This window comes from Chryseobacterium sp. D764, assembly GCF_019317325.1.
Taxonomy (GTDB): domain Bacteria; phylum Bacteroidota; class Bacteroidia; order Flavobacteriales; family Weeksellaceae; genus Chryseobacterium.
On sequence record NZ_CP079219.1, the window covers coordinates 1,201,096 to 1,226,852 of the forward strand.

28 protein-coding genes and 2 tRNA genes are annotated in these 25,757 nt (G+C 35.4%); 13 read left to right on the top strand and 17 right to left on the bottom strand.

The genetic code is table 11. The annotated features are described in order from the left end of the window. Window positions 1-68: 68 nt before the first annotated feature. The 4 genes from KYG33_RS05375 to pepE form a co-directional block, all read right to left on the bottom strand. Window positions 69-1,238, bottom strand: coding sequence for a sensor histidine kinase (locus KYG33_RS05375; protein ID WP_411267048.1), 1,170 nt, complete (start codon window positions 1,236-1,238; stop codon window positions 69-71). A gap of 4 nt (window positions 1,239-1,242) precedes the next feature. Next, entirely contained in the window at window positions 1,243-2,616 is a 1,374-nt protein-coding gene (gene dacB, locus KYG33_RS05380; protein WP_180563903.1) for a D-alanyl-D-alanine carboxypeptidase/D-alanyl-D-alanine-endopeptidase, read from the bottom strand. Between the two features lie 96 nt (window positions 2,617-2,712). Continuing rightward, window positions 2,713-3,567, bottom strand: a complete 855-nt coding sequence (locus KYG33_RS05385) for a hypothetical protein (RefSeq protein ID WP_219072811.1) — start codon at window positions 3,565-3,567, stop codon at window positions 2,713-2,715. Continuing rightward, window positions 3,567-4,259, bottom strand: a complete 693-nt coding sequence (gene pepE / locus KYG33_RS05390; RefSeq protein WP_219072812.1) for a dipeptidase PepE — start codon at window positions 4,257-4,259, stop codon at window positions 3,567-3,569. The genes KYG33_RS05385 and pepE overlap by 1 nt, the downstream gene beginning before the upstream one ends. Before the next feature lie 195 nt (window positions 4,260-4,454). Here pepE and KYG33_RS05395 point away from each other — a divergent pair, with 195 nt between their 5' ends. Continuing rightward, entirely contained in the window at window positions 4,455-4,991 is a 537-nt protein-coding gene (locus KYG33_RS05395) for a tetratricopeptide repeat protein (RefSeq protein WP_228408803.1), read from the top strand. Between the two features lie 252 nt (window positions 4,992-5,243). Here KYG33_RS05395 and KYG33_RS05400 read toward each other — a convergent pair whose 3' ends face one another. Beyond that, window positions 5,244-5,732, bottom strand: a complete 489-nt coding sequence (locus tag KYG33_RS05400) for a YdeI/OmpD-associated family protein (RefSeq protein ID WP_219072813.1) — start codon at window positions 5,730-5,732, stop codon at window positions 5,244-5,246. Between the two features lie 356 nt (window positions 5,733-6,088). On the opposite strand from KYG33_RS05400, the gene fsa reads away from it, so the two are divergent. Next, the gene (gene fsa / locus KYG33_RS05405; protein ID WP_047385358.1) at window positions 6,089-6,742 is read left to right on the top strand and encodes a fructose-6-phosphate aldolase; all 654 of its coding nucleotides are present in this window, start codon (window positions 6,089-6,091) and stop codon (window positions 6,740-6,742) included. A gap of 71 nt (window positions 6,743-6,813) precedes the next feature. Here the strand turns inward: fsa and KYG33_RS05410 are convergent, their stop codons facing one another. The 5 genes from KYG33_RS05410 to KYG33_RS05430 all read right to left on the bottom strand — a co-directional run bounded on the left by KYG33_RS05410 (window position 6,814) and on the right by KYG33_RS05430 (window position 11,641). Further along, window positions 6,814-7,680: a GLPGLI family protein gene (locus tag KYG33_RS05410; protein WP_219072814.1), complete on the bottom strand. Its 867-nt coding sequence runs from the start codon at window positions 7,678-7,680 to the stop codon at window positions 6,814-6,816. Between the two features lie 20 nt (window positions 7,681-7,700). Continuing rightward, window positions 7,701-8,267, bottom strand: coding sequence for a sugar O-acetyltransferase (locus KYG33_RS05415; RefSeq protein WP_219072815.1), 567 nt, complete (start codon window positions 8,265-8,267; stop codon window positions 7,701-7,703). A 97-nt stretch (window positions 8,268-8,364) separates the two neighbouring features. Continuing rightward, on the bottom strand, window positions 8,365-9,255 hold the full coding sequence (locus tag KYG33_RS05420) for a GLPGLI family protein (RefSeq protein WP_077416784.1): 891 nt from the start codon (window positions 9,253-9,255) through the stop codon (window positions 8,365-8,367). A gap of 71 nt (window positions 9,256-9,326) precedes the next feature. Then, window positions 9,327-11,270 (bottom strand): M56 family metallopeptidase, encoded by a 1,944-nt coding sequence (locus tag KYG33_RS05425; RefSeq protein ID WP_219072816.1) that lies wholly within the window; start codon window positions 11,268-11,270, stop codon window positions 9,327-9,329. Between the two features lie 5 nt (window positions 11,271-11,275). Further along, the gene (locus KYG33_RS05430) at window positions 11,276-11,641 is read right to left on the bottom strand and encodes a BlaI/MecI/CopY family transcriptional regulator (protein ID WP_219072817.1); all 366 of its coding nucleotides are present in this window, start codon (window positions 11,639-11,641) and stop codon (window positions 11,276-11,278) included. Window positions 11,642-11,976: 335 nt separating this feature from the next. Between KYG33_RS05430 and KYG33_RS05435 the strand changes: the two genes are divergently transcribed. Beyond that, on the top strand, window positions 11,977-12,558 hold the full coding sequence (locus tag KYG33_RS05435) for a hypothetical protein (protein ID WP_077416780.1): 582 nt from the start codon (window positions 11,977-11,979) through the stop codon (window positions 12,556-12,558). A gap of 350 nt (window positions 12,559-12,908) precedes the next feature. On the opposite strand, the gene KYG33_RS05440 is transcribed toward KYG33_RS05435, so the two are convergent. Next, window positions 12,909-13,355 (bottom strand): GNAT family N-acetyltransferase, encoded by a 447-nt coding sequence (locus tag KYG33_RS05440; RefSeq protein ID WP_180563907.1) that lies wholly within the window; start codon window positions 13,353-13,355, stop codon window positions 12,909-12,911. Between the two features lie 173 nt (window positions 13,356-13,528). Between KYG33_RS05440 and KYG33_RS05445 the strand changes: the two genes are divergently transcribed. Continuing rightward, on the top strand, window positions 13,529-14,242 hold the full coding sequence (locus KYG33_RS05445; RefSeq protein WP_219072818.1) for a 2OG-Fe(II) oxygenase: 714 nt from the start codon (window positions 13,529-13,531) through the stop codon (window positions 14,240-14,242). 50 nt (window positions 14,243-14,292) lie between these two features. Continuing rightward, window positions 14,293-14,550 (top strand): Ada metal-binding domain-containing protein, encoded by a 258-nt coding sequence (locus KYG33_RS05450; RefSeq protein ID WP_077416774.1) that lies wholly within the window; start codon window positions 14,293-14,295, stop codon window positions 14,548-14,550. Window positions 14,551-14,682: 132 nt separating this feature from the next. On the opposite strand, the gene KYG33_RS05455 is transcribed toward KYG33_RS05450, so the two are convergent. Together KYG33_RS05455 and KYG33_RS05460 are read right to left on the bottom strand one after the other, a co-directional pair. Next, window positions 14,683-14,755: transfer RNA gene (locus KYG33_RS05455), tRNA-Met, on the bottom strand. 39 nt (window positions 14,756-14,794) lie between these two features. After that, window positions 14,795-14,867: transfer RNA gene (locus KYG33_RS05460), tRNA-Met, on the bottom strand. Window positions 14,868-14,968: 101 nt separating this feature from the next. Between KYG33_RS05460 and KYG33_RS05465 the strand changes: the two genes are divergently transcribed. The 8 genes from KYG33_RS05465 (at window position 14,969) to KYG33_RS05500 (ending at window position 22,017) form a co-directional block, all read left to right on the top strand. Then, on the top strand, window positions 14,969-15,580 hold the full coding sequence (locus KYG33_RS05465) for an L-threonylcarbamoyladenylate synthase (protein WP_180563909.1): 612 nt from the start codon (window positions 14,969-14,971) through the stop codon (window positions 15,578-15,580). A 38-nt stretch (window positions 15,581-15,618) separates the two neighbouring features. Beyond that, complete coding sequence (locus KYG33_RS05470; protein WP_180563910.1) at window positions 15,619-16,320, top strand: CPBP family intramembrane glutamic endopeptidase; 702 nt, start codon at window positions 15,619-15,621, stop codon at window positions 16,318-16,320. A 4-nt stretch (window positions 16,321-16,324) separates the two neighbouring features. Next, a complete protein-coding gene (gene yaaA, locus KYG33_RS05475) occupies window positions 16,325-17,083 on the top strand; it encodes a peroxide stress protein YaaA (RefSeq protein ID WP_180563911.1) in 759 nt (252 codons plus the stop codon). Beyond that, window positions 17,084-17,932, top strand: coding sequence for a peptide chain release factor N(5)-glutamine methyltransferase (prmC, locus tag KYG33_RS05480; RefSeq protein ID WP_219072819.1), 849 nt, complete (start codon window positions 17,084-17,086; stop codon window positions 17,930-17,932). A gap of 27 nt (window positions 17,933-17,959) precedes the next feature. Next, on the top strand, window positions 17,960-18,982 hold the full coding sequence (locus tag KYG33_RS05485; RefSeq protein ID WP_219072820.1) for a serine hydrolase domain-containing protein: 1,023 nt from the start codon (window positions 17,960-17,962) through the stop codon (window positions 18,980-18,982). Between the two features lie 5 nt (window positions 18,983-18,987). Continuing rightward, window positions 18,988-19,347: a DUF4180 domain-containing protein gene (locus tag KYG33_RS05490; protein WP_077416762.1), complete on the top strand. Its 360-nt coding sequence runs from the start codon at window positions 18,988-18,990 to the stop codon at window positions 19,345-19,347. A gap of 548 nt (window positions 19,348-19,895) precedes the next feature. Then, window positions 19,896-20,468, top strand: coding sequence for a hypothetical protein (locus tag KYG33_RS05495; protein ID WP_180563915.1), 573 nt, complete (start codon window positions 19,896-19,898; stop codon window positions 20,466-20,468). Between the two features lie 7 nt (window positions 20,469-20,475). Beyond that, window positions 20,476-22,017 carry a lectin-like domain-containing protein gene (locus tag KYG33_RS05500; RefSeq protein ID WP_257468939.1) on the top strand — a complete coding sequence of 514 codons (1,542 nt, stop codon included), beginning with the start codon at window positions 20,476-20,478 and terminating at the stop codon, window positions 22,015-22,017. Window positions 22,018-22,036: 19 nt separating this feature from the next. Here the strand turns inward: KYG33_RS05500 and KYG33_RS05505 are convergent, their stop codons facing one another. The 4 genes from KYG33_RS05505 to KYG33_RS05520 form a co-directional block, all read right to left on the bottom strand. Continuing rightward, window positions 22,037-23,065 (bottom strand): NAD-dependent epimerase/dehydratase family protein, encoded by a 1,029-nt coding sequence (locus KYG33_RS05505; RefSeq protein ID WP_228408802.1) that lies wholly within the window; start codon window positions 23,063-23,065, stop codon window positions 22,037-22,039. After that, window positions 23,011-23,796, bottom strand: coding sequence for an SDR family NAD(P)-dependent oxidoreductase (locus KYG33_RS05510; protein ID WP_077416754.1), 786 nt, complete (start codon window positions 23,794-23,796; stop codon window positions 23,011-23,013). The genes KYG33_RS05505 and KYG33_RS05510 overlap by 55 nt, the downstream gene beginning before the upstream one ends. A 159-nt stretch (window positions 23,797-23,955) precedes the next feature. Continuing rightward, entirely contained in the window at window positions 23,956-25,044 is a 1,089-nt protein-coding gene (locus KYG33_RS05515) for a helix-turn-helix domain-containing protein (protein WP_077416752.1), read from the bottom strand. 31 nt (window positions 25,045-25,075) lie between these two features. Next, a complete protein-coding gene (locus KYG33_RS05520) occupies window positions 25,076-25,717 on the bottom strand; it encodes a rhomboid family intramembrane serine protease (RefSeq protein ID WP_077416750.1) in 642 nt (213 codons plus the stop codon). Window positions 25,718-25,757 lie beyond the last annotated feature (40 nt).

Genomic DNA, 25,757 nt, shown 5'->3' on the forward strand with positions numbered 1-25,757 from the left:
AAGATCTTGTATTTTTTTATTCAACCCTTATTGGTTTATATTTTTAAGATTATTTTCTGTAACAACCTTTATTCTTTCTTAATTGTAATCCTAAAAGTACTTCCCTTTCCTACTTCAGTTTGAGAAATCTTAATATCTCCGTTGTGATATTCATGAATTACTCTTCTTGCCAATGACAATCCTAATCCCCAACCTCTTTTTTTAGTAGAATATCCGGGATTGAAAGCATTTCTTGCCTGCTGTTTTGTCATTCCGCTTCCATTGTCTTTTACTTCAACCAGAATATTTTTATTTCTTTCAAAAATTGACATCGTAATAGCACCTTCCCCTTTCATGGCATCCACAGCATTTTTTACCAGATTTTCAATCACCCAGCTCATCAGAATTTTATTGTGCGGAACCAACACGGTATAGGTCGGAAGATTCAATGTAAAATTGATTTTTTTGGAAATTCTGGTTTTCAAATAATCATAATTCTCCTGAATTGTTTCATTGAAATTCCTGTCATTCAGCTCAGGAATAGAACCTATTTTTGAGAATCGTTCTGAGATCGTTCTAAGTCTTTCAATATCTTTTTCTATCTCGTGTACTCCTTCCGATTCAGGATTATCAAGCTTCATAATTTCCATCCACCCAATCATGGAAGATAAAGGTGTTCCGATCTGATGTGCCGTTTCTTTAGCCAAACCTGCCCAGAGATAACCTTCATCCGTTTTTTTGATCGTCCTGAAAAACCAGAATGAAAAACCGAAATACAACAGAATAAACAATCCTAAAATATAAGGCGAATACCGAAGGTTATTAAGCATACGCGAGTTGTCATAGTAGACAAACTGATTGTTCCCATCCGGCACCTTAATCTCAATAGGATCATAATTTTTCTCCATATTCCGGATTAGGTCCTGAAGTTTTTCAGGGTTCTTTATAGTAGCTTCAGGGATATTTCTGTAATATCCGAGATCAAGAATAGGGTTTTTATATTTATCTGTTACAATGAACGGAATGGTATTGTTGATATTAAGGATATCCGGCAGCAGATCAAGAACATCCGTATCCGGAGTCTTTACTTCCTGCTGTATTCTTATCGCTTTGGAAAGAAGGCTGATCCTTTTGATCTCCTCTTTTCTGAGAAAATTAATGAGTGATGTCGAAGCCACTACAATAGCGATTACCAAAGTAGTCATGACAACAAAAATGATCCAGTTATTCAGTCTGGTAAGTATGGATTTTCTCAAAATTATTTTATTTTAAAACATTCAGAATTTTCTGCAGTTCTGCATTTCCACTTCCCTGGTAGTTGTTGATAATAATCGAAAACACATATTTTTTGCCATCTTTCGCGGTGTGATATCCTGCAAAAGATTTGGTATCTCTCATCGTACCGCTTTTCATCTTCATTCCATTCTCCTGAATTGGGAAACCATCATAGTACGCTTCAAACCATGATTGCTTTTTAGCATATAAAAGAGCCTGCACTTCTGCTTTTGCCGCTACATAATTCTGTGGTGAAAGTCCGCTTCCGTCAGCAAAATTGATCATATTAGGATTAATTCCTTTTGATTTCCAGAATTCTTTCAGATAAGAAACCCCGCTTTTAAAACTTGAATTTCCTTTTTTCTCTTTTCCTAAGGTTTTAATCAATGTTTCTCCATACAGATTGATACTTTTCCTTAGAAACCAATACACAATTTTATCCAGCGTTGGAGATTGGTAAGTCAAAAGAATATTATTTTTAGGAGTTTCCAATGCCTGTTTCCCTTCTATTTCAAGCTGTGAATTCGTTATTGCTTTTCCTGAAATCTCAATTCCCGATTCTTTCAGCCATTGTTTCACTTCTGCTGCGAGCTGTAAGGGCGGATTAGGCGTAGAGCCGGAAACCGTAACCGTTTTTCCTGCCGGAAGCATTCCGTTAATCAACGCTACTTCGGAATGAGGTGCGGTAAAGATAAGACTCTGATCAGAACTTCCTCCGGCTTTCAGATCATTCAGCCATTTCACTCCTTCCAAAGGATAAGAAAAGTTTTTAAAATCTGTTCCGTTAATATTGATATCAAACTGGTTTTCTTTCCAGTTGATTCCCCACACACCGGCTCCGTAATAATTTCCAAGATCATCCCAAGGCCAGCCACCGGGAATCGTCTGATGATCAAAATAAGAATCATCAATCACAAGATCTCCTGATATTTTTGTAATTCCTGAGTTTTTAATTGCCTCAATCAGCTTCTTTTTAAAATTCTCAGGTTTATAGGCATCATATCTCCAGCTTCCTAATGTAGGATCACCATTGGAACTGATGAAAAGATTTCCGTTCAGTGTTCCTCCGGCAATGTTTCCGGAATAGCTTGAAGTGGTTGTAAAAGTATAATTTTTGCCCAGGGTTTCCAGTGCTGCACCAGCGGTAAAAATTTTCTGTGTAGAAGCAGTAGAAAGTCCCTTACTTCCCTGATATTCGTATATAAAGTTGCCATTTTCATCTGAAACATAAAATGATAAACTGGAAGAAACCGTTCCTGAAGAATCCATGAGATCCTTGGTTACTTTATCCAGTTTCTGAGCAATATTCTGCGCAGCAACCATCTGTACAGAGAGTGTGAGAACAGCAAATGTTTTTTTCATTAAATTGTTATTTGGTTCTGAATGCAAAGAGTTCCCATACAGTTCATGACCAGTATCTGAAACTTTTTCATTGATTTAAATTCTAATCAAATATAGTTAAAATAAAAGCTTTTCATACGCCCTGAGATCATCGGAGCTGAAAAATATCTGATGATCAGACGTTTTTTCAAATGACTGATCATAGGTGAAATATTTCTCGTAATCCTCTTCATCTATAAAAATATCCATCTGGCATTCTTTTATATAATTTGATTTTTCTCCATAATCTTCTATAAAATATCCGGATTCATTCCATTGCTCATGATGGCAGCGCAGACAATTTTTTTGATGCACAGCTTTATATCCGCATATCTCACAATTCTGCAAACTTTGGAATAACGTTGAAATTTCACTCCGTCTGTCTTCCGGAAAAAGAGAAAGAGGAATTGTTTTTAAAAGCAGATAATAATTAGGGTCCTGCCATGAGAAATAAAACATTTCTCCTTGTTCTTTTGTATAAATCCATACGCTTTGAAAGTCATATTCCAGGTCGGCTTTTACGATATTTTGGATATTCAGAATGGTTTTATTACTTCTCCTGATATTCTGTTGATGATCAATTTCAATAAAAGGCTGCTGTTCCAGAAAATGATTCAGGCACAGCGTGGTTTGCCACGAACCTATTACCCTCATTTTACCTTCACTGCCACAGATTTCACAAGTCTTTACAGACAATTCTGAATATTTATCTTTGATGGCTTTAAGCTTATTATTAAGTGCTTCGTCCTCGGAGTATGTGTAACACCTCAACCCACCGAATTTTTCCTTTCCAAAAACACGGTGTTCCATATTCCAGCCTGCGATGGCAAATTCAAAAAGCAGCTTCTGGATCAGCTGTTCCCATCCGGTACTGTTCACTGAAAAATTGGTCAGATTACGTTCTACAAAAAGATTGATCTCTTCTTTGTTCATTAAAGTCTGCTTCCTGCTTCTATTTCGTAAGGTTCTTTACCTTTTTCAAAAATTCTTGTCAGCTCATTTCCTTCCACAGTAATGGAATCTGCTGTTCTTCTGATCCAGTTTCCTTCTCTAAGACCTACTACTTTAATGTCATTTTGGGTAAGGAACTCCTGAATACGGGTTTCTCTGGTTTCTCCATTATGCTTCAAATCCGGGTTAGGATCAAGATAATGTGGATTGATATTGAAAGGAACCAGTCCCATACAGTCAAAACTTGGAGGATATACAATTGGCATATCATTCGTCGTTTTCATATTCTGGCCTCCGATATTGCTTCCTGCACTGCATCCAAGATATGCTTTTCCTCCTGATACATTTTCTTTTAGAGCAGACATCAATCCTTCTTCATGTAATGTTTTGACCAATAAAAATGTATTTCCGCCACCTGTAAAGTATCCTTTTGCCTGATTAAGGGCTGCTGTTTTATCTTCAAATTCATGAAGACCTTTTACTTTTATACGGATGGTTTCAAAGAAAGAGCGTGCTTTTGCTGTATAATCGTCATGGGAAATTCCGCCTGGTCTTGCGAAAGGGATAAACACAATTTCGTCAATTCCTTTATAAAGTTGGATTAATTCTTCTCTTAAGTATTCCAGATATTCTCCACCAAAAAGGGTGGATGTTGAAGCTAATATGATATTCATACCACGAAATTATATTTATTAATAAAAAAATGAATGACAAAGATAGCTTCAAACATTAACGAATCAAAAATTAAACTAAAAAAAACATGTTTCCCGTTAATATTTTCTAAAAAAACTTAAAGCTTCTAAAATTTAACTTTTTATGGAATTATTATTGAATTTTACATTTCGAATTTAAAATATAAGATTATGAAAATGAGTACAATTAATAGTAGAAATCTATTTTTAGGTTTGATACTGGCGGGAAGTGTAAGTTTTGTAAACGCTCAAACGACTCAACCGGAAACTTCGGCAGCGACGAGTCAAACAACCAATCCAACGATTGATGGTCTTAAAAAACAGATTGAGGCCAATCCAAAGGATACAGAATCCTTAGCAAAATTAGCAGCAGCTTATCAGGAAGCTTCAGACTGGCCAAATGCCATTGATACCTGGAAGAAAATTTCTGCTTTATTACCGGACTGGGCTCCATCTTACTACAGCCAGGCTTATGCTTATCAGTCTGCAAAAGATGATGCCAATGCAAAACTGGCTTATGAAAAGTATATTGCAACCGTAAAACCGGAAGAAGTAGAGCAAAATAAGAAAAATCTGGCCTATGCCTATTTCTATATTGCCTTTGCAGAACAGCAGACAGATCCTAATAAGGCAAAAGAGCATATTGCTAAATCGATACAGTATGACCCTACCAATCAGGACGCTGTAAAGCTTAGCAAAACACTAAATTCTTAGTAAAAGAAAATGCCGGAAAGTTTTTCCGGCATTTTTTATTTATCCAATCTAGTTTAAATTTAACGCAAAGGTCTATTTTTACTTACTTTTTATTTTAAGGCAGCAAAGTTTAAATCAACTTCGTTGATTCTTTCTAAGCGTATGTATATCATAAGCTTCATCAGCAACTTTTTCGCTTTCTTAACTTACTTAACAATAAGAAAATTTAATTTGGTCTTTGCGTTTTTAAAATTCTTTTTAGTTTCTGTTCACCTATTCAATCACCTTTCCGAAAAAATCGGTTTCACCATGTAAGTGGCGGATGATTTTCTCGATATTCCGCTGGATGCTGGCTTCAGTTTTTAAATTGTTGATATAACGAACCAGTTCATGTCTTCTTGAAGGAATCAGATTTTCAAAATTTTCTGTTGCCAGAGGACTTTCTTTAATCGCTTTTTCCAAATGAGGATGCATAGAAATACTTCTGTCAGAATCATCATATTCCAATACAACTTCAATGATTTCTCCAATTCTCTTCGGGGAATTTTTTAACATTGTAAGGTTCACATACAGCCTCCATTCTCCCAGATATTTCATCAGGTTTTGTTTAAATTCCAGTCCGTTCACCGTTCCTTTTACCGGAACCGGACTTTTATTTCTCCTTGATTCATCAAAAATCCTGTCCAAAATCTCTTTCGGAATAAATACAAAAGGATTAATCCCAATGATTTCCAATGTGGCTGTAAAACTGTTGCTTTTCATGGATGATATTTAGGTGTTAGGTGTTAGGTGTTAGGTGTTAGGTGTTAGGTGTTAGGTGTTAGGTGTTAGGTGTTAGGTGTTAGGTGTTAGGTGTTAGGTGTTAGGTGTTAGGTGTTAGGTGTTAGGTGTTAGGTGCAAAATTAACTATTTATTTAAGATCAATATAAATTATTTTTTTTACTGTATATAATTCATTCCATTCCCAAACCTGAAACTCTCAACCCCTCCAATTCTACAACGCGTATACCCAAAATCCCGAACCTCGTAACTCGAAATCCCGAACTCCGTAACTCAAAATTCATATCCCAGAACCCAATTAATTCCCTATCTTTGTATCAATAAATCTATTTAACAAAATGAAATTTTTTATTGACACAGCTAATTTAGAGCAAATCAAGGAAGCTAGAGATCTTGGAATTTTAGATGGTGTAACGACCAACCCTTCATTAATGGCAAAGGAAGGTATCCAGGGATCTGAAGCAATTAAAAACCATTATAAAACGATCTGCGAACTTGTAGACGGAGATATTTCTGCGGAAGTTCTTTCTACAACGTATGAAGAAATGATTAAGGAAGGAGACGAATTGGCTGCTATTCACCCTAATATCGTTGTAAAGATTCCGATGATCAAAGACGGTATCAAAGCTTTAAAATATTTTTCTGATAAAGGGATCAAAACTAACTGTACACTGATATTCTCTGCAGGACAGGCTCTTTTGGCCGCAAAAGCAGGAGCAAATTATGTTTCTCCGTTCTTAGGAAGATTAGATGATATTTCTACAGACGGTCTGAACCTTATTCAGGAAATCAGATTGATTTTTGATAACTATATGTATGAAACTGAAATTTTAGCGGCTTCTATCCGTCACTCAATGCACATCATTGACTGTGCTAAAATCGGAGCTGATGTAATTACATCTCCACTGCCTCCGATCTTGAGCTTATTGAAGCACCCATTAACAGACAGCGGATTGGCTCAGTTTATTGCAGATTCTCAGAAATTAGCATAATAACTGATTCTTATTCAGATATAAAAAACCCGGAACAATGTTCCGGGTTTTTATTTTTATAATGAGTATTTTTATTTCAGCAGATCCAGCTCAAGGATATTATTTTGCTTTTTCAGATCATTCTTCCTTTTTATTTCTTTATCTTTTTGTGCTTTATCAGCAGGAATCAATTTTCCTGAATCATCCATTTCCTGAATTTCAATTCCCTGGGCCAACATCTGTTTTTCACTTTTCATAGGGTCAGCAAGATAGTCTTTAAAAGCTTTTCTATACCTGGTTTCATTCACTGTAACAAGAGCATTAAATCGTTCTTTTTCTTTGGTACTCTTCCATTCATAGCCTTCAGGGAATTTTTTATTTCCTTTTAATTCGAAAGAATGGGTATGGGAAGCATCTTCAAGTTTTACAATTAATCCCGGAAGCCCATGAAATTTATAAGGACCATCCTGAATGGGAAGATCAGTGGTAAACCAGGCTGTCCATTTTCTTCCGGCAAAGTCACCAATTGCTTTTTGTACTTTAAATCCACCTATCTCTGCTTTATCCGAATAGATTTTCCATTCTTGTTTTCTGGCATCCTGTACCATATATTCGTCAGCCGCAAGATTGGTAAAAAAGTTAACTGAATAATCCGGATACACCTTTTCAACACTATAACTTATTTTGCCTTTGAATTTGATTCCTGAAAAATCTAATTCCTTAACTCCCATCTGAAGCTGTTTTTCCATAGCAGATGTCATAAGAGAATCCGATTCAAAAGAATCCTTACTGTAAAATTTTGATCCTTTTGCAGCAACATCTAAAAGCATAATTTCTACTTCCGGCTTATCTTTAGCTGTGGAATCCAGAACATATCTGTATTCATAAATAAATCTTTGATTCTGGGCATTAGTAATTACAGCCAATATAAGACTCAATAAAATGATCAACTTTCTCATGGTTAGTTTGATATAGTTTTTTAATTCTGTTCTGTAATTTTTTTAACAACTTTACACGGATTTCCCACAGCGACAACATGATCCGGAATATCTTTCGTGACAACACTTCCCGCACCAATCACCGAGTTATTTCCAATGGAAACTCCGGGAAGCACAACCACATTTCCTCCCAGCCAGACATTATTTCCTACTTTAATCGGATGTGCATATTCAAGACCTTCATTTCTCTGTTTTGCATCAAGCGGATGGCCTGCTGTATAGAAACTACAGTTTGGACCGATAAAAACATTATCACCAAACTCTACTTTGGCACAATCTAAAATAACAAGGTTATGATTGGCATAGAAGTTCTCTCCTACTTTTATATTGTATCCGTAATCACACCAGAAATTGGGTTCTATGCAGATATTTTCTTTTATATCGCTAATAATGCTCTTAAGTATTCTGTATTTGTTTTCTGCCTCAGAGTTTTTCAGTCCATTGTACTCCTGACACAGATCTTTGCAGGCAATACGCTCCTGAATCAGTTCTTTGTCGTAATTGGCATTGTATAAAAGTCCTGCTGCACATTTTTCTTTTTCTGTCATACTATGGAATTTAAAGTCCCGGATAAAGATACACAATACAAAAAAAATACAGTAAGATTATGATAACCTTACTGTATTTTAATCAAATAGAAACTGCTTATTGATAAAGCTCCGGTTCTATTTTATTGTTATTTTTTAGCCGTTCTTCTTTTGCTCTTTTTTCAATAGCCCTATACATTTCATTCGTATCAATACTTTTTCCATCCTGATTTTTCATCTGTACAACAGCTCCTGCAGGAAGAGTACTCATGGTTTGTTTCATGTCTTTTGTAGGATCAACAAGGTAATCCTTCCAGGCTTTTTTAAACTGTTTTTTAGTTATTTCTATTTCTTTACCTCCTAAACCGATTGTAGTAAGACCTGGTATTTGAATATCTTCTTCTGAGGCAGCTTCTGTTTTTTTGTTACCTATTAAAGTCATGATATGTGATCCTGTTTTATCTTCAATCTTAATGATCAGTCCCGGCAGTCCATAGAATTTATAAGGACCATCCTGAAACGGGATATCTGTAGAAAACCATGCTGTCCAGCTTCTGCCTCCAAAATTTGTGGTTGCTTTTTGGGTATTATATTCTCCAATTTTTTGTTTTTCTGGTAAGATTTTCCATTCAGGTTTTTGGTCTTCAGGCATCTTATAAGTAGTATTCCCTATATTTTCTGAGAATGAAACACTGTAATCAGGATATTTTTTTGTAACAGTTGTATTAATTGTTCCAGGTTTTATATTCCTTTTAATATTAATACTGCCTCCGAATCCTCCTTTCATTTGCTTGGCGATATCAGCTTTCATTGTTGAATCAGCAACAAACTTATCGCGGCTGTAATATTTTGATCCATTCTTATCAATATCCAAAAGCATAACATCGCTCTTCACGTCTGCTTTATTGGTAGAATCAGAAACATATTTGTAGTCATAAAAGAATCTGTTCACTTGTGCATTCACAAACACACTTAACAGTGCTAATAAAATGAAATAACTTTTTTTCATAATTTATGTATTATCCGGATATTAGTAAAAAAGCTCTGCCAATTGAATACTGACAAAGCTTTTTGGAACTTTTATTTCTTTGTCTCAATTCTTACTTCTCCTCTCTTCACTTCCCCATTCTTCTGGCTGTTGACCATTACTTTTGAAATATTGGCAGAATTCAAAGCATTAACGTCATCTTTAGATACTTCTCTTCCGTCAATAAAATACTTGTATTTCAGGTCATCACTGCCATTTATGCTAAACTTTTTCACCCCATTCATGGCGATGTTTCCGTTGCCGTCTTTTTTGATGAAATCAGCATTCATTACCATAACATTAGGAGCAGAAGTTGTCATGGTAAAGTTACCAGCTCTGAAACTCTGTGCTGTTTTTTCTGCTTCTGCACGTATTTTTTCGCTTTCCTTTCTTATTCTCTCTCCATCAATTCTTATGATCACATTTTTTTTTCTGATTCGCTCTCCTTCTGCTCTCGCATTGTCTCCCTGTATGCGAGCTATAGCACCTTCTGCTCTTGCCTTCTCTCCTTCTTTTCTGGCTTTTTCGCTCTCAATTCTAGCTTTTTCTCCTTCAATTCTGGCTTCCTTCATCGCATTTCTGGCTTCTTTCATTGCCTTACGTACTTCATCTTTTTCTTTAGAACTAAGATCCTTATAATAGACTGTATTATTATTTTTAAAATAAATTACTTTCGGAGCTTTGGGTTCTTTTGGCTCTTCCGGGGGAGCAGGAGGAATAGGCAGTTTTTTTACCATCCTTGCAGCTTCTCTTCCCGCTTTTTTAGCCTCTCTTTCTATTTTACGAAGCTCTTTTTTATCAAGAGGATCCATGTTTTCAAGTTCCTTCATCTGATTTTTCCATTCAGCAGAATTGAAATATTCATCCACTTCAACTTTGGAAGCTATCTCTCCTATCTCTGATGCGAGGTTACTTATTTCTTCAATTTTATCACTGAAGGCATCACTTTCCGGATCCAATCCTTTCAGCTCTGTCTCTTTTTCTTTTATCTTTTTCTCAAGCTCAGCCACTTTTGTATGATCTTCCGGTGAGACAGGTTTCATATCTGTAATTTTTTCCTGACCCGATGGTCTTACGGTATCTTTTTTGATTTCTGAAACTACTTTTTTAATGGAAAGATTGGTTTCTTCAATTTCTCTGTTTTTTGCATTTACCAGATAAGCAAAAGCTACGGTAAATAACACCGGCAATGCAAGAATTCTTCGCGCATATCCGAACTTGGTTTTTGGTTTTTGTAACATTTTAAGTCTTTTTTTAAGGTTTGAACTTAGAAACGGACTGGCAGCAGGCAACTGTGTTCCGGAAAAGTGGCTTGCTAAAAGCATCTGCGCAAATGCTTTGGTGTCCGATTGTTGTACGGCTTTTTTATCAGCCAGGTACTCGTGGATGAGATTAATTTCTTTTTTGATGATATGAAAAAACGGATTGAACCAGAAAACAGAAGTAATAATCTCGATAAAAATCTTATCAAAGGAATGTTTCTGCTCAATATGTACCATCTCATGCTTTAAAATCTGTTTTCCGATATCAGAATGCAGGGTGATAGCATTCTTCCAGAAAAGATTCTTAAAGTATGAAAACGGAGCTTCACTAAGGTCTGTACGGTAAAAGTTGATCCCGTCAAAACTTTCTTTCTGAAACTGTTTTTTAAACTGCTGGATTTTGAAAATCCCATAGATAAGCTTCCCTAAAAAATAGAAAGAAACCAGTCCCAGAGCTGAAAAAATAATGTTAAAATAAAGGTTACCATTGTTTATATTTTTTTCTGAATTAAAATTCTGAATCTTATCAAGAAGCATATACATATCACTATTTACCTCTATCGTAAAATCATCTACTCTGATGAGTGGCAGCAACAGTGACATCACGATTGCGGCCAACAGATAAAATCTGTTATAATGATGGAATGTCTTGTCTTTTAAAGACAACTGATAATACAAAAATGTTACACCTGAACATAAAATTGTTTTCCCAAAGTATAAAAGTATTGCTTCCATAGATACTAGTCTTTATTTTTGAGTTCGTCCAATAACATCTCAAGATCTTCTACTGTCATTTCGTTTTTTTCTACCAGAAATGAAACGGCACTTTTGTAAGAGCCTTTAAAATAGTTTTTCACAAGACTTTTCATGGTTTTCCCAGAATACTGTTCTTTTGAAACCAGCGGAAAATACTCATGCTGTCTTCCATGTACACGATAGTCTACAAATTCTTTGTCTTTCAATACTTTTAAAATGGTAGAGACCGTATTGGTATGTGGTTTTGGATCCAGAAAAAGATCAAGAACATCCTTTAGAAATCCTTTTTCTATTTTCCATAAATACTGCATTACCTGCTCTTCTGCTTTCGTTAAAGTCTGAATTTTCATATCCTGTTCATTTATCAATTATCGTGATATAAAGTCATCCAATTCTATATCACTAAGAAATTAGTTATACAAATGTAGAAATAAAAATGAATCAAACAACTATTTTTTTAGTGATAAACATAGGTAATAATACAACTGTTTGAAAATCAATTATATAAAATTAGTTAAAATATATTAATCTTTTAAAGGAGTGAAATATCCACCTGCTTAATCCACACAAAAAGAGTCATTTCAGATATAAATTCTTAAAACTTGTTAAATTTTATTAAATAAAATTAAAATGAATTTGTTTTAACCGGGAAATTATATTTATTTTAGTGCTTTAAAAATTTCTCATGAAAAGATATAATTTATTGATTGTACTATTACTGCTTATTTTTAACGTTACTACAGCACAAAAGAAGGGTTCTCCTGCTGCCGATCTGAGCATATTAAAGGATACAAAATCAAAAATCGAAGCTACCGTTCCATTGGTTATTCAGCATCTTCAGACCATCTCCACAAAAGAAGGGGATAATAATATTGTGAATAATGGGAAGATTGCTGTGGGCAGAGAATATGGTATTTTAGAATCTGAATGGTTTTTATACAGGAACAATATGAAAAACTGTATCCTGAACAATTCTTCTAAAAAAGCTAAGAAATGTATGGAATACCATAACAATATGTTTAGAGGTACAATGATCAACTACAATAATTATATTACCAACCTTACAAGAAAGAACGGATATCTGGGTGTAGAAGGTGATACTAAATTTGATTTCAAGCCTGCTGATATTGCTACAAAATTGAATGAAGCTTATTTCAATGCCAACGATGCTGCAGGGAGAATGAAAGCGGATCAGAAAAGAGACTTTTTAGGACAGACAATGTCTGATGACAACAAGCTTACTCCTTACGCTCAATTGGCTCAATAATATCTAAAATCATATTAAAAACATAAAAAAGAGAACTGCAATTGCGGTTCTCTTTTTATTTAAAAGCAAAAAATCTCCGCCGGAAAAAGCAGTTTTGTGGTACTAATCATAAAACTCTTGGGGAAAAAGTAGAAAATTAGGCAGAGATTTTTTTGCATACACTCTACAGATCAACTGTCCTACCCATGATCTGTAAGAGCTTTACAAAAATAGAACTATACCTTTCCATTAGCTGAAAATTCCTGTAGAATTAAACGTGCACAATTGTAGAACTAATACTACTTTTAAGAAAAATGCTGGGAGTTTCCTGCCCCAGCCTCCAGCCTAAAAATCATCGTTCCCTTTTGTGCCTATTTCCACCATTGGTAGTAATTATGAAGTCCATCATACTCAAATCCACAACGCGGGTACAGCGTATTTCCAATATCATTTGTTTTTTCTGTTTCCAGCATCAATCCGCATGCCCCTGTTTCTTCACACCATTGTTTACTACGGTCAATTAATGCTACGGAAAAGCCTTTTCCTCTGTAATCCGGGTGAACAAATAAATCACTTAGCAGCCACTGTTTCTGTAGTTTGGTATAATGAAAGAGCTTGTAAAGTTGTACAAATCCTACAGCCCTTCCTTCAGCAATCACAAGAAAGATATCCGATTCACTGTTTAAAAACCGTTCTTTGAGAAAAGCTTTTCCTTTTTCAATGTCTGATTCCTGTCTGTAAAAAACACGGTAAAGATTGAATAATTCTGCTGTTTCATTAAGATCTTCAAGACTTGCCTTTTTAATAATGTAATTCATAGTTATGTTTATTTTATTAACAGGACAAAAGTAGTCTTAACCAGGACCAGACTTATAATCCAGATTCATATTATACTCATAGTCCAGAAGCTTCAGTCTGAAGATAAATACCACATGTTTCGGATTTTATTATCCTGAACAACTTCGGATTTTTGCAGTATAAAATAAAACCAATGAAAGATATCATTCATAAAATAAAAAATACAGATTGGCAGCACCTTACGGAAACAATGCATGAAAACGGATATGCTGTAATTTCTAATCTGTTATCAGATGAAGAATGCGAAATAGTAAAGACAAATTATGACAATCCCGATTTTTACCGAAAAACAGTGATCATGGCAAGACACCGTTTCGGCCTTGGTGAATATAAATATTTTGATTACCCGCTTCCTGAAATGATTCAGACCCTACGAACGACTATTTATCCGTATCTGGCTCCGATTGCCAATTCCTGGTTTAAAGCCTTACATATTGACACTCAATTTCCTTTAGATCATCAGGAATTTTTACAACAATGTCATACCAATGGCCAACAAAAATCTACTGTTTTAATTTTAAAATATAAAGAAGGTGGTTTTAATACTTTACACCAGGATTTATATGGCGATGTGTACTTTCCTATCCAAATTGTGTTAATGCTCAGCGAACCTGATAAAGATTTTACAGGTGGAGAATTTGTACTTACCCAGCAGATCCCGAGAGCACAGTCAAAAGCTATTGTTTTAAAACCTAAGAAAGGAGATGTACTCATTTTTACGACTCAATTTAAGCCAGAAAAAGGTGCCAAAGGCTATTACAGGGTCAATATGAAACATGGAATAAGTGAGGTTCAGGAAGGAAACCGCTATGCTTTGGGAATTATTTTCCATGATGCAATCAGCTAATTTGAGTTGTGCTAACTGTGTTAAATTTCAACTTTAAAATTTCAATTATAATGCTCTCACATTCTCAAATATCAGCCAAAAGTCTGAGAAGTAAAATTCATAGCAGAGAAGTTTGTTTTGGAGGAAATAAAAAACTGAAAATCTATGGACTGCTCAGCTGCCGGTCAGGAAAAAGAATGAAAATAGAAAACAGGGTCTTCTTTACAGATGAAAAAGAAGCTCTACAAAATAATTATCGTCCTTGTGGACATTGTATGAGAGAAGCGTATCAACAGTGGAAACAGAAAATATTTACTCTTGGCTCTTAAAACGATTCTATAATACAATTATAAACTTGCGTCTCTGCGTTACTGCAACCTGAGATTGCTTCACTTTGTTGGCAATGACAGGCTAACATAAAAAAATCGATATAACTGTCGTTATACCGATTTTTAGTTTAGTAGCGGGAACCGGACTCGAACCGATGACCTTCGGGTTATGAGCCCGACGAGCTACCTACTGCTCCATCCCGCGGTGTATTTTTAGAGTGCTTACCGAAAGCACTTATCTTAGTAGCGGGAACCGGACTCGAACCGATGACCTTCGGGTTATGAGCCCGACGAGCTACCTACTGCTCCATCCCGCGATATTGGATTGCAAAGGTACGAATATTTTTTACAAATCCTAATTTTTCTTTTAAATAAAGGACTTTTATGAAAACTATTTTATTATTTGTATCTTTGTTTTATGGCAAAAATATTAAAAATTTACCCAGACAACCCACAGGAAAATCTTGTGAATGAGGTTATTAAAACTTTAAAAAATGGCGGGCTGATTATCTATCCTTCTGATACGATATATGCTTTAGGCTGTAATATTTTTGATATAAAAGCCATGGAAAAACTGGCTCAGCTTAAAAAATTGAAGCTTGAGAAGTCGAAATTCTCGATTATCTGTAATGATCTAAGCCATCTTTCTGATTTTACAAGACCTATTGACACCTCGGTTTTCAGATTTCTGAAAAGTCATCTTCCCGGGCCGTTTACTTTTATCCTTGAAGCAAACAAAAGTTTACCTTTGGCGTATAAAGGTCATAAAACAATTGGTATCCGTGTTCCGGATCACCCGATTCCGCAACTGATTGTTGAAAAACTGGGACACCCTATTGCTTCCACTTCCATTAAAGATGATGATGAAATCATTGAATATTCTACCGATCCTGAGCTGATTGCTGAGAAATATGATCATTTGGTAGATATCGTTATTGATTCAGGATATGGAGATAATGTGGCATCCACTATTGTAGACCTTACTTCCGGAGAACCGGAGATTATCCGTCAGGGAAAAGGAATTATTTAATTCAAAATATAAAGTTCAAGGTTTAGGGTTACTGGATTATGGGGTTTAATGGGAAATATTCTATAGGAATTTTACTCACTTTTGTGCTTTTGGTTACGGCAATGCTTTATTCTTTCCCGGTTATCACTCTGATGACAGGAATAAAAGGAATTACTTCAGACAGCTTTTTTCTCAGCAGGATTGTGATCTGGATCGTTTTGATCATTGTATTTCTGTACAATATAGTTATTGAAAAAGGTTCATTTTTATTAAAAAAAGAAACTCCTTATTCTATCCTATTTTATATTAAAGCAGTTCTGAGCCTGTACTTCATCTGCATCATTGGCGGAGCATTTCTGAATGCAATAATCCTGTTTTTTATCCCCGAAAAAATAAGTGATAAGCTTCTTAACCTTGTACCCGTTTTTAAGAACAATTATTTTTTAATTATTTTCATGTGCCTTACGGCTGCTATTGTAGAAGAATTCCTGATGCGGGGTTATATACAGCCCAGAATTGAAAAAATCTATAATAATCCAACTGCTGGAGTTTTTATTTCAGCTGTTTTATTTGGAATCCTGCACAGCACTTACGGTACCATAGGTCAGGTTCTCGGACCTTTCTTTATTGGAATTGTTTTTGCCCTGTTTTATAAACGCTATTCAAATATTAAAATTCTGATCATCTGTCATTTTATGATTGACTTTATCTCTCTGATGACCCTGAATTTTATTAATATTAAACATTTATCTGTATTTTAACATTATGAAAATTATAACATCTCCTGCAAAATTAATGAACGTAGAAAACTCAACGGATCTGTTGAAATCTTCTACTCCCAGATTCATTGAAGATGCAGCATTTATACAGTCTTATTTAAAAGAAAAATCTCCGAAATATCTTTCCGAACTGATGGAAATATCACCCAAACTGGCTGATGAAAACTGGGAAAGAAATCAAAAATGGAAATCCAAACCTACTGCAAAAGAATCTGCTCCTGCCATGTTTGCTTTTACAGGAGAAGTTTATAGGGGGCTGGATGCCAAGACCCTGGATAAAAATGCGGTAGACTACCTGCAGAAAAACTACAGAATGCTTTCCGGGCTTTATGGTCTGCTGAAGCCCTCTGATAAAGTAATGCTTTACAGGCTGGAAATGGGCCGTCCTTTTGAGTTTGATCAATACAAAAACCTGTATGGATTCTGGAGAGAAAAGATTACAGAACAGCTGAATTCTGAAATGAAGAAAGGTGAAATACTTCTTCATCTTGCCAGTAATGAATATGGGAAAGTAATCGACAGAAAAAAACTGAACCATAAAGTAATCGATTTTGATTTTTATGAATTAAAAGATGGAAAACTCAAAACCATCGTTGTATATACCAAGCATGCAAGAGGTCTTGTAGTAAGATTTTGTGCTGAAACTAACGCCAAAACATTGGAAGATGTAAAAGCGTTCAACTATGAAGGGTACAGAATTGATGAAGAGAAGTCTACAGATACTAAACTGGTTTTTACAAGGTAAATGACAATTTCAACATTTAAAAAATATTTCAAAGCAGAACTTTCCGGTCTTTATATTGAATCGGAAAGTGTTTTTTTATCTTCCCTATTCATCCATCAGATCATAGGTTTCGATCATTTTCAGCAAAGAAGATTTTCTGAACAGGAACTTCTGACAGATGATGAAAAAAAACTTTGTCATCTGGTTTCAGAACTTAAAACAGGAAGACCTTACCAACAGATTCTCGGAGAAACTGAGTTTTATGGCATGAAGTTCTTTGTGGATGAAAATGTACTGATTCCCCGTCCTGAAACGGAAGAACTGCTGGAGATTGCTATCAGAGAGATTCAACGTTCAAAGTTTAACATTCAGGGATTAAAGATTTTGGATATAGGAACCGGAAGTGGAGTAATTCCTTTGGTTTTAAAGAAACATTTTCCTGAAGCTATAGTTTCATCGATAGATTTTTCTGAAAAAGCATTGAAGACCGCTCAGAGAAATGCAGATTATCATCACCTGGAAATACAATTCATTCATGCTGATTATCTCCATTTTAAACCGGTTGAAAGCTTTGATATCATTATTTCAAATCCACCGTATATAGGCATTGAAGAAGAGATTGAAATTGCAGACTCTGTGAAAGAATTTGAGCCTAAAATGGCTCTTTTCTCCCCCACTTCCGATGCTTTGATCTTTTACAAAAAAATAGCAGAAGATGCTAAAAAGCACCTGAATGAGGACGGGCTTTTGTTCTTAGAAATCAATCAGAAATTAGGTCCGGAAACTCTGGAACTCTATCAATATTTTTCTAACGCTCAATTATTGAAGGATTTATCTGAAAATGACCGGTTCATTTATGGAAGGAAATAAGTAATTTTGCTTCCAAACACCTAACCTATGAAAACTTTGATATGGCATGCCTTGGTTGGTATTTTCCTGATTCTGTCGTTAACATCCTGCAAACAGCATCCTCAGGATGTTGTGAATGAATATTATAAGAAAGGTGAATTCAACGGCTCTGTTCTGATTGTGAAAGACGGCAGGATGGTATGTGATACTGTCCTGGGTTTCCGCAATATTGAAAAAGGGCTCCGGTCTGATAAAAATACTTCTTTTTATATTGCCTCTCTCAGCAAGGCTTTTACTGCGGCAGCGATTATGATTTCAGAGCAAAAAGGTTTGTTGAAGCTGGATGATAAGGCTTCTCAGTTCATTGAACTTCCTGAATATGCTAAAGATATCACTATCAGGCAGCTTTTGCATCATACATCAGGAATCAGTGACTATGAGAGTTTATTTTCGAAAAAAGGATTGACCAATACGGAAGTGATTGCCTGGCTGTTTAGTCTTAAAAATCTTGATTTCATTCCTGACAGTAAGTTTAAATACAGCAACAGCGGATATATCATTCTTTCTCAGATTATCGAAAAAGTTTCCGGGAAATCTTATGGTACTTTGATCTATGAACAGATTATCACTCCTTTGAAGATGAACAATACGTATGTGTATAAATCTTCCACAATTATCCAGAATAAAGCATCAGGATATAATCAGCAGAAGAAGCCTGATGATTATTCAATCTTAACAACTGGTGACGGCGGAATTTATTCTACTCCTGAAGATCTGTATAAATTTGATCAGGCTTTGCGAACTTATACCTTGATCAGTAAAGAAAATACAGCTCTCATGTATACTCCTGCAAAACTAGCTGGCGGCCAGATTTCAAACTACGGATTTGCCTGGTTTATAGAAGATGAAAAGGAAGGAAAAACCGCAATGCATACAGGTGGCCTGAATGGTTTCAAAGCTTTATTCTGGAGAGATCTGCAGCATAACAGCTGTATTATAGCGCTTACCAATCAGGGAGAAGCATTTCCTTTGGGTAACTTTTTACATGACATCAAAAAAACAATTCAATAAAGAAGATGACTATTGAATCTCACGAAATTAATACGATAAAAATTGCAGAAGTTATTTCTGATCAAATTATCATCCAATCTGCACAGGACGGGCTAGATCTCATGGGAGATGTTTATTATCAAGGTTTTGACAAGGTCATTCTTTATGAAAAAAACATCACTCCTGAATTCTTCGATTTAAAAACAAAAATAGCCGGTGAAATTCTTCAAAAATTCTCGAACTATCGTATCGGACTGGCTATTGTAGGTGACTTCGACAAATATGATAGTAAGAGTCTGAAGGATTTCATTTTTGAAAGTAACAAAACAAGACACGTAAATTTTCTAAAATCACTGGAAAACGCATTAGATAATTTATCAAAATAAATTCTTTTTCAGCTAATTACGTACAAAAATATACTATTTAATGGATTTTTTAATAGAAGTATTTTTTTACAAAACGGTATGTTTAAAAAAAATACGGTGATTGAATGTTAAAAATAATCTATTTATATTACCATATTCTCAAAAAAATTAATTCAACAAGTGATGATTTAACCAATAAACAAAGTTAAATTAAAATTAATCTCATAAAACACACATAATAAGTAGTTTATTCGTATATTTGCAAAAACACAAAGGTTATGAATTTTACTATTCTACAAGCTTATATTTTATATAATAGGGCTACTTAACTCAATTCTCTTTTCGACTCTTTCAGATAAAACATAGATTGTCTCTATGACACATGCTTGTTATATCTGTTATTTTGGAACCTAAGGGCTCCTCATACTATCTATGAGTATAATTCATTGTTTGGATGAGTTGCAGGAGTATTTATTTCCAATATGAATCGAGCTGGTAGGAAAGTATTTTCATAAAAAACACAACACAAAAAACATACAATACACAGATAAAAAATTATTAGAGACATCATGATTAAAAAATTATTTCTACCAATCGTTTTAGTAAGTTCTTTTTCTTTTGCCCAGATAGGGATTAATACACCAACACCTGACGAAAGCTCTATTCTGGATGTTTACAGTCAAAACAAAGGAATGCTGATACCAAGACTTACTACTGCAAAAAGAGATGCTATTTCCAATCCGGCTAATTCGCTTCTTATTTATGATACTGATAAGAAATGTTTAAGCCAGAATATTGGAACACCTACCAAGCCTGATTGGCTATGTATCAGTAGTAATACTGTAAAAATGTTTTACATGCCTAGTGTTTCTTTTGACACTTCTACCAATGCTACCGGCAGAACAAAAGATTTATATACCTTGTATAAAACACAGTTCGGGTCTCCAAAAGCAAAGAGCACCAGCGCTCCTGCATCTATTCCTTTTTTCCCGTCAAGCAAAGACATTTATTATTATGTAACAGATGCTGATCCTAATGTATTCAGTAATATTTCTATTTCTGATGATGGGGTAATGACTTATGATGTAAAAGCCACAGCCACAGACTGTTCTTTTATTAATATTGTTTTTGTTGTTAAATAACTGAGCTATGATAAAAAATACCTCAGTTTTACAATACAAAAGGCTTTTATTTATTTTTTCATTATTCATTTTCTCCCAGAATAGTAAAGCACAGAATGAACAGGGAACCGGCTATCCTTATTTTGTAAACTTCACACAGGGATTACAGCCTCAGGAAGCTTATAAAGTAGCAACCAGTGGAGTCCAGAATGATGCCACCTTTACCACAGATGGATTGCGGCTTACCCGAAGTGTGAACAATATTTCGGGAGGTGTAATACTTGCTGATAAAATATTCAAAAGTGACCAGGGAATCAAATTCGAGTTTGAATTTGCTATTTATGGCGGAAACATTAACGGAGGAGACGGTATTTCTATATTCTTAGTAGACGGATCTATTCCTAAGGAACAGCTTAATCTTGGATACTTTGGTGGAGGATTAGGATATAGTTTTGTACGTGGAGGCGAGTCTACAGAAGGCCTTAGAGGAGCCTATCTTGGAATAGGACTGGATGAATTCGGAAATTTTAAAACAAGCTTTAACCAAGGTGAAAGAGTCAGAAATGGAATTTTCGGCGTATCATTAGCGGATGGACGAAGCAATGTTTCTTTAAGAGGTAAACGTGGAAATCAGTATCTGTCATCAGCTGAACCTGCAGGATACAATGGGTATCCATTGCTTTACAGTACAGCAACCAATGCTGCTCCTTCCAGCAGTAACAGATCTGCTTATCTTGATACTGCAACCGGAAAATATATAGGGATTAAAAATACAACTCTTCAGCAATTCAGCATTGAAAGTGGTGGAACAACCTTTCCTCTCAATGAAAATGATGCAAGATTCCGTAAAGCGTATGTCACATTAGTTCCCAATCCTGCTGGCGGTTACAATATAACCCTGGAAATACAGCACGGAACCGTGAAAGAAACAGTGATTGATAATTATTATTATCCAACTTCTCTGAAATATACGGAAACTACAATATCCAACAGTATGGTAAGAACTCTGGATACCTCAGCACCTTCAACTTTCAGAATTGGATTTGCTGCTTCTACAGGAGCTGCTAAAAATATACATTTATTGAGAAACTTAGGGGTTACCAGACCTTATGCTGCAGAAGTAACAGATGATCTGTTCGCGGGATGCCCGGGGATAAAGTCAATTTATTATCCTTTGCTGAATGATGCGGCTTATTCTTCAGCAGGTGGTCAAAACCCGCCAACACTTTCATATAATAACCTTGATTTCAATTCGTTTCGTTTTTTGGATAATAATGGAGCTCTGATTCCGAATATAACTGGTGGTGTTTATACTAACAGCCAGGGAACATGGACCTACTTCCCCACTACCGGAGCGCTTTCTTTCAAACCTGCGGTTGGGTTCACAGGAGTGGCCCAGGTACAATATGATATTAAAGGTGGTGGAAGCAATGGTACTGAAGCTCCTTATAATAAGGAAGAATACAGATCATTGCCGGCATTGGTACAGGTTAATATTTCAAATACAAATAACTGCAGCAAAGCCTGCGTTATTTCCAACAAGAATGTAACCCAGAAAATAACAAGATAATTTGATTAAAAACCAGCTTTTAAGAGCTGGTTTTTTTATTTTCAATAAAATACTGAACAGCATCTTCAATTGCTTTATCAACGGATTGATATTGAATACCTAACTCTTCTACTGATTTCTGATTAGAATAATAATTACGGATCTGCAGAGCTTTCATATTGGAGATACTGAGATTTGTTTTTATTTTTAATTTTCTCAAGCCGTCACCTATCAATCCAAGGAAACTCAAAATTCTGTTTGGAATAGCTATCATGACTGGATTCTGATCAGTAATCCGGTTTACTTTCTTAAAAAATTCCTTATAGCTCAAATTTTCATTGGCTAAGAGATATTTTTCATCAGTCTTCCCATATTGAATAGCATATAAAATTCCGTTAGCGGCATCTTCCACATGTACAAAGTTCTTCCCTCCTTTCGGATAAAAAACCAGTTTCTTTTTCCAGGTCCAAAAGATGATTTTCCCGGAACTCGGTTTGCTGTCATAGGCTCCGATCATAAAAGTTGGATTAACGATAATAACATCTGTATTTTTATGGTTCTTTAAAAGATAATCTTCAGCTTCCAGCTTGCTTTGTGCATACAATGAATGGGTGAAAGGGTAAAGCTGTGGCGCTTGTTCATTTCCCCGGAAAGCTGTATTTCCATACCCTAAGGTGTTTGCCGTGCTTACAAATAAAAACTTTTTTACACCTGCTAATTCCGCATGGGTAAACAGATTTACGGTCATTTCATAATTCACTTTTCTATATTCACCATAGCTGATGAGATTCTGACGTGTTTCCGCTGCAATATGAATGATACAGTCAACTTCTTTGAGTAACAATGAAAGATCAGATGAAAGATCTGCTTCCACCAACTTCAGATTCTCGTTTTCTTCGCCCAGCCAGCCGCTTTTCTTGCGCACCAGAGCAATAACAGAATAACCATTTTGTAATAATTTAATAATAACATTAGTTCCCAGAAGCCCTGTTGCTCCGGTTACACACACTTTTTTCATGCTTCGATCTCTCTTTTTATAGCCTGGGTCATCAACGGAAGTTTGATCCATATGGGTAAAATTTTCATCATCAGCCAGCTGATTGGATTTACCATAATTACGGAATCTTTTTTAAACAGCTGACGAATACAGTATGATGCCACTTTATCAGGATTCAAAAGCGTCAGTCTTCCTATGAAACCTTGTTTTTCTATTCTTTTACAGACATCCGTATTGGTTTTCATGGCACCCGGATTCACAACGCTTACAAAGACATTGGTGTCTTTCAACTCTTCATACAGCCCTCTGGAAAATGAATGGATAAAACTTTTGGAAGCAGGATATACGGTTTTAAAACCAATAGGAGAAAAGGCCGCCATACTGGAGACATTCAAAATATAGGCTTTTGGCTGTTTTAAAAGGTTGGGGAGCAACTGATGGGTAATCAGAGAGGTTGCCGTTACATTAACCTGCAAAATGGTATTGATGTAATCCGGAGAGGCTTCTGTGAATTTTTTAGTACCCCCAAGTCCTGCATTGTTGATCAGGATATGAATATCAAAAGAACGGTTAAGCCATTCTGTGAGCTTCATGACATTGTTATTAACAGAAAGATCTGTTTCATAGTAATGAACTTTTACCTCATACAGCTCTTCCAGCTCATTGGAAAATTCCTTGAGATTCTGATCCGGAAGGCTTACAAGAATGACATTGATCTTTTTTCTGGCCAGATTTTCAGCAAATGATTTGCCCAGTCCCTGACTTGCTCCTGTGACTACAGCATATGACTCTTTGGTATCCATACGTTTACATTTTATGGTACAAAGCTATCGTGTAAAGAGGGTTTGAATGTTCCGGATTATCTGAACGAACTGATTTTCAATCAAGAAAGATGAAATATATAAATTACTTAAAATCAATGTTTTAAATCAACACAAAAGTAAAACTTTATAAACCTGAACTTATTTTTTGAATTCAGAAGGAGTCTGTCCCGTCACTTTTTTAAACGTGGTATTAAAAGAAGTCTTGGAATTGAATCCTGATTCGTACGCAATCCCCAGAATTGATAATTTACTATTTGATTCCTTCAGAAGTTTTTGGGCATATTCTACTCTGAATTCATTTACATATTGGAAGAAATTCTTTCCAAAACCTGTATTGATGACATAAGACAGGTGATGAGTAGAAACGGAGAGCATTTCAGCCAGCCTGATCAGGTTAAGTTCACTGTCAAGGTAGGGCTTTTGTATTTCCATCAGTCTTTCAAGTGAGGTTTTAATCTTTAGTAATTCTTCATCGGAGATGAGCTTTCTCTTTATCTCTTCTGAGTCGGAATCTTCATTGATAGAGATCAGTTCTTCTCTTTGCTTTTCTTCTAAAGGATAGATTTCCCTTTGTTTCAGAGAATAATATCCCACCCAGTAGATCACCAGTAAAAAGACAGTATTGATAAAAAAATTCAGTGATTTAGGGTCATAGAAGAGATTATATATCACATAGATGATATTCACAATAAGAAGTACCAGAATGATATACTCAAGCCAATTCAAATTGATTCCTTCAGTATTGGAAGAAAACTGTTGGATCTTTCGCTGGTGTTTTCTGATGGTAATATAAGAAAGTCCGGTATAGAACAGTGCCTGAATCAGGATCAAAATAACACTCAGATATTCAAACGGTGATTCATAACCGAGATTTACTAAGATAAGACATAACAGAAAGGCTGCAGGAAGTAACAGGAATTTAAAATCCTTGATTTTGAAGGTAAAAGAGGGATTGGTAAAGAACAGCACACTAAAGTAAAAAACAATGGGTGTGAAAAACTGAATACATCTGACGAAAAACAGGGAATGAAACTCAACTGTCGTACCCGTGATGAGAAACAAAACCTCATCCAGCCAGAAGGTAGACCACAGAAAAAGAAATATTCCAAACCAGAAATTGGCCTTATGGTTTACTTGTAAAGGATTGGCGAGCTTTAGCAGAGAAAGCAAAACCAATGAACCATAGATAAGTATCACGATGAAACTGTTTAACTCTGATGTGTTCATTGGTTTTGATATTTTAATTAAAAATAGCCTTTTATCCTATTCGTTTCCTTACAAAAATTTCATATCCCAGATAAATTAACGGAAGCGACATGATTCCTAAGAAAAGGATATTGCTCATGGCCAGCTGCGGATGCATTACAATAGAGTAAACGAGTCCGAAAAAAGCTCCTCCAAGGTGAGCGGCATGGCCAAGATTATCCCATTGTTTAGGATTCAGCATCATGTATACAGAATATCCGAAATATAATGTTCCAAATAACCATCCCGGTAAGAAATTGACACTGATCTCATTCGGTGCCATGGCTATGGAAGCAAAAATAATTCCCGAAACCGCTCCTGATGCTCCAATAGCAGAATACCAAGGCTGGTTTTTATAAATCTGTAAACTGAATAGATTTCCTAAAATCATTGATCCAAAATAAAGAATCAAAAATCCTGTTTCTCCAAAGAAACTAATGACTACTCCCTGGAAAAAATACAGGGAAAGCATATTAAAAAATAAGTGCATAAAGTCTGCATGCAAAAATGCAGAGCTGATCAGCCTTATATATTCTTTACGGTTTGCAATGGCTCCAACATTGAATTTATATTTTTCAAATAATGCTGTATTGTTAAATCCCATGTAACTAAAAATACATGTGGCCGCCATGATAATTAAAACAACTATATTCATCGTATGTTTCTTATGTTATAATTAAACAGACATTGTATGG

Coding starts and splice junctions, on each gene's coding strand:
- dacB (WP_180563903.1), bottom strand. CDS start 2,616: ATGAAAAAAACATTTGCTGTTCTCACACTCTCTGTACAGATGGTTGCT.
- KYG33_RS05385 (WP_219072811.1), bottom strand. CDS start 3,567: ATGAACAAAGAAGAGATCAATCTTTTTGTAGAACGTAATCTGACCAAT.
- pepE (WP_219072812.1), bottom strand. CDS start 4,259: ATGAATATCATATTAGCTTCAACATCCACCCTTTTTGGTGGAGAATAT.
- KYG33_RS05395 (WP_228408803.1), top strand. CDS start 4,455: ATGAGTACAATTAATAGTAGAAATCTATTTTTAGGTTTGATACTGGCG.
- KYG33_RS05400 (WP_219072813.1), bottom strand. CDS start 5,732: ATGAAAAGCAACAGTTTTACAGCCACATTGGAAATCATTGGGATTAAT.
- fsa (WP_047385358.1), top strand. CDS start 6,089: ATGAAATTTTTTATTGACACAGCTAATTTAGAGCAAATCAAGGAAGCT.
- KYG33_RS05410 (WP_219072814.1), bottom strand. CDS start 7,680: ATGAGAAAGTTGATCATTTTATTGAGTCTTATATTGGCTGTAATTACT.
- KYG33_RS05415 (WP_219072815.1), bottom strand. CDS start 8,267: ATGACAGAAAAAGAAAAATGTGCAGCAGGACTTTTATACAATGCCAAT.
- KYG33_RS05420 (WP_077416784.1), bottom strand. CDS start 9,255: ATGAAAAAAAGTTATTTCATTTTATTAGCACTGTTAAGTGTGTTTGTG.
- KYG33_RS05425 (WP_219072816.1), bottom strand. CDS start 11,270: ATGGAAGCAATACTTTTATACTTTGGGAAAACAATTTTATGTTCAGGT.
- KYG33_RS05430 (WP_219072817.1), bottom strand. CDS start 11,641: ATGAAAATTCAGACTTTAACGAAAGCAGAAGAGCAGGTAATGCAGTAT.
- KYG33_RS05435 (WP_077416780.1), top strand. CDS start 11,977: ATGAAAAGATATAATTTATTGATTGTACTATTACTGCTTATTTTTAAC.
- KYG33_RS05440 (WP_180563907.1), bottom strand. CDS start 13,355: ATGAATTACATTATTAAAAAGGCAAGTCTTGAAGATCTTAATGAAACA.
- KYG33_RS05445 (WP_219072818.1), top strand. CDS start 13,529: ATGAAAGATATCATTCATAAAATAAAAAATACAGATTGGCAGCACCTT.
- KYG33_RS05450 (WP_077416774.1), top strand. CDS start 14,293: ATGCTCTCACATTCTCAAATATCAGCCAAAAGTCTGAGAAGTAAAATT.
- KYG33_RS05465 (WP_180563909.1), top strand. CDS start 14,969: ATGGCAAAAATATTAAAAATTTACCCAGACAACCCACAGGAAAATCTT.
- KYG33_RS05470 (WP_180563910.1), top strand. CDS start 15,619: ATGGGGTTTAATGGGAAATATTCTATAGGAATTTTACTCACTTTTGTG.
- yaaA (WP_180563911.1), top strand. CDS start 16,325: ATGAAAATTATAACATCTCCTGCAAAATTAATGAACGTAGAAAACTCA.
- prmC (WP_219072819.1), top strand. CDS start 17,084: ATGACAATTTCAACATTTAAAAAATATTTCAAAGCAGAACTTTCCGGT.
- KYG33_RS05485 (WP_219072820.1), top strand. CDS start 17,960: ATGAAAACTTTGATATGGCATGCCTTGGTTGGTATTTTCCTGATTCTG.
- KYG33_RS05490 (WP_077416762.1), top strand. CDS start 18,988: ATGACTATTGAATCTCACGAAATTAATACGATAAAAATTGCAGAAGTT.
- KYG33_RS05495 (WP_180563915.1), top strand. CDS start 19,896: ATGATTAAAAAATTATTTCTACCAATCGTTTTAGTAAGTTCTTTTTCT.
- KYG33_RS05500 (WP_257468939.1), top strand. CDS start 20,476: ATGATAAAAAATACCTCAGTTTTACAATACAAAAGGCTTTTATTTATT.
- KYG33_RS05505 (WP_228408802.1), bottom strand. CDS start 23,065: ATGGATCAAACTTCCGTTGATGACCCAGGCTATAAAAAGAGAGATCGA.
- KYG33_RS05510 (WP_077416754.1), bottom strand. CDS start 23,796: ATGGATACCAAAGAGTCATATGCTGTAGTCACAGGAGCAAGTCAGGGA.
- KYG33_RS05515 (WP_077416752.1), bottom strand. CDS start 25,044: ATGAACACATCAGAGTTAAACAGTTTCATCGTGATACTTATCTATGGT.
- KYG33_RS05520 (WP_077416750.1), bottom strand. CDS start 25,717: ATGAATATAGTTGTTTTAATTATCATGGCGGCCACATGTATTTTTAGT.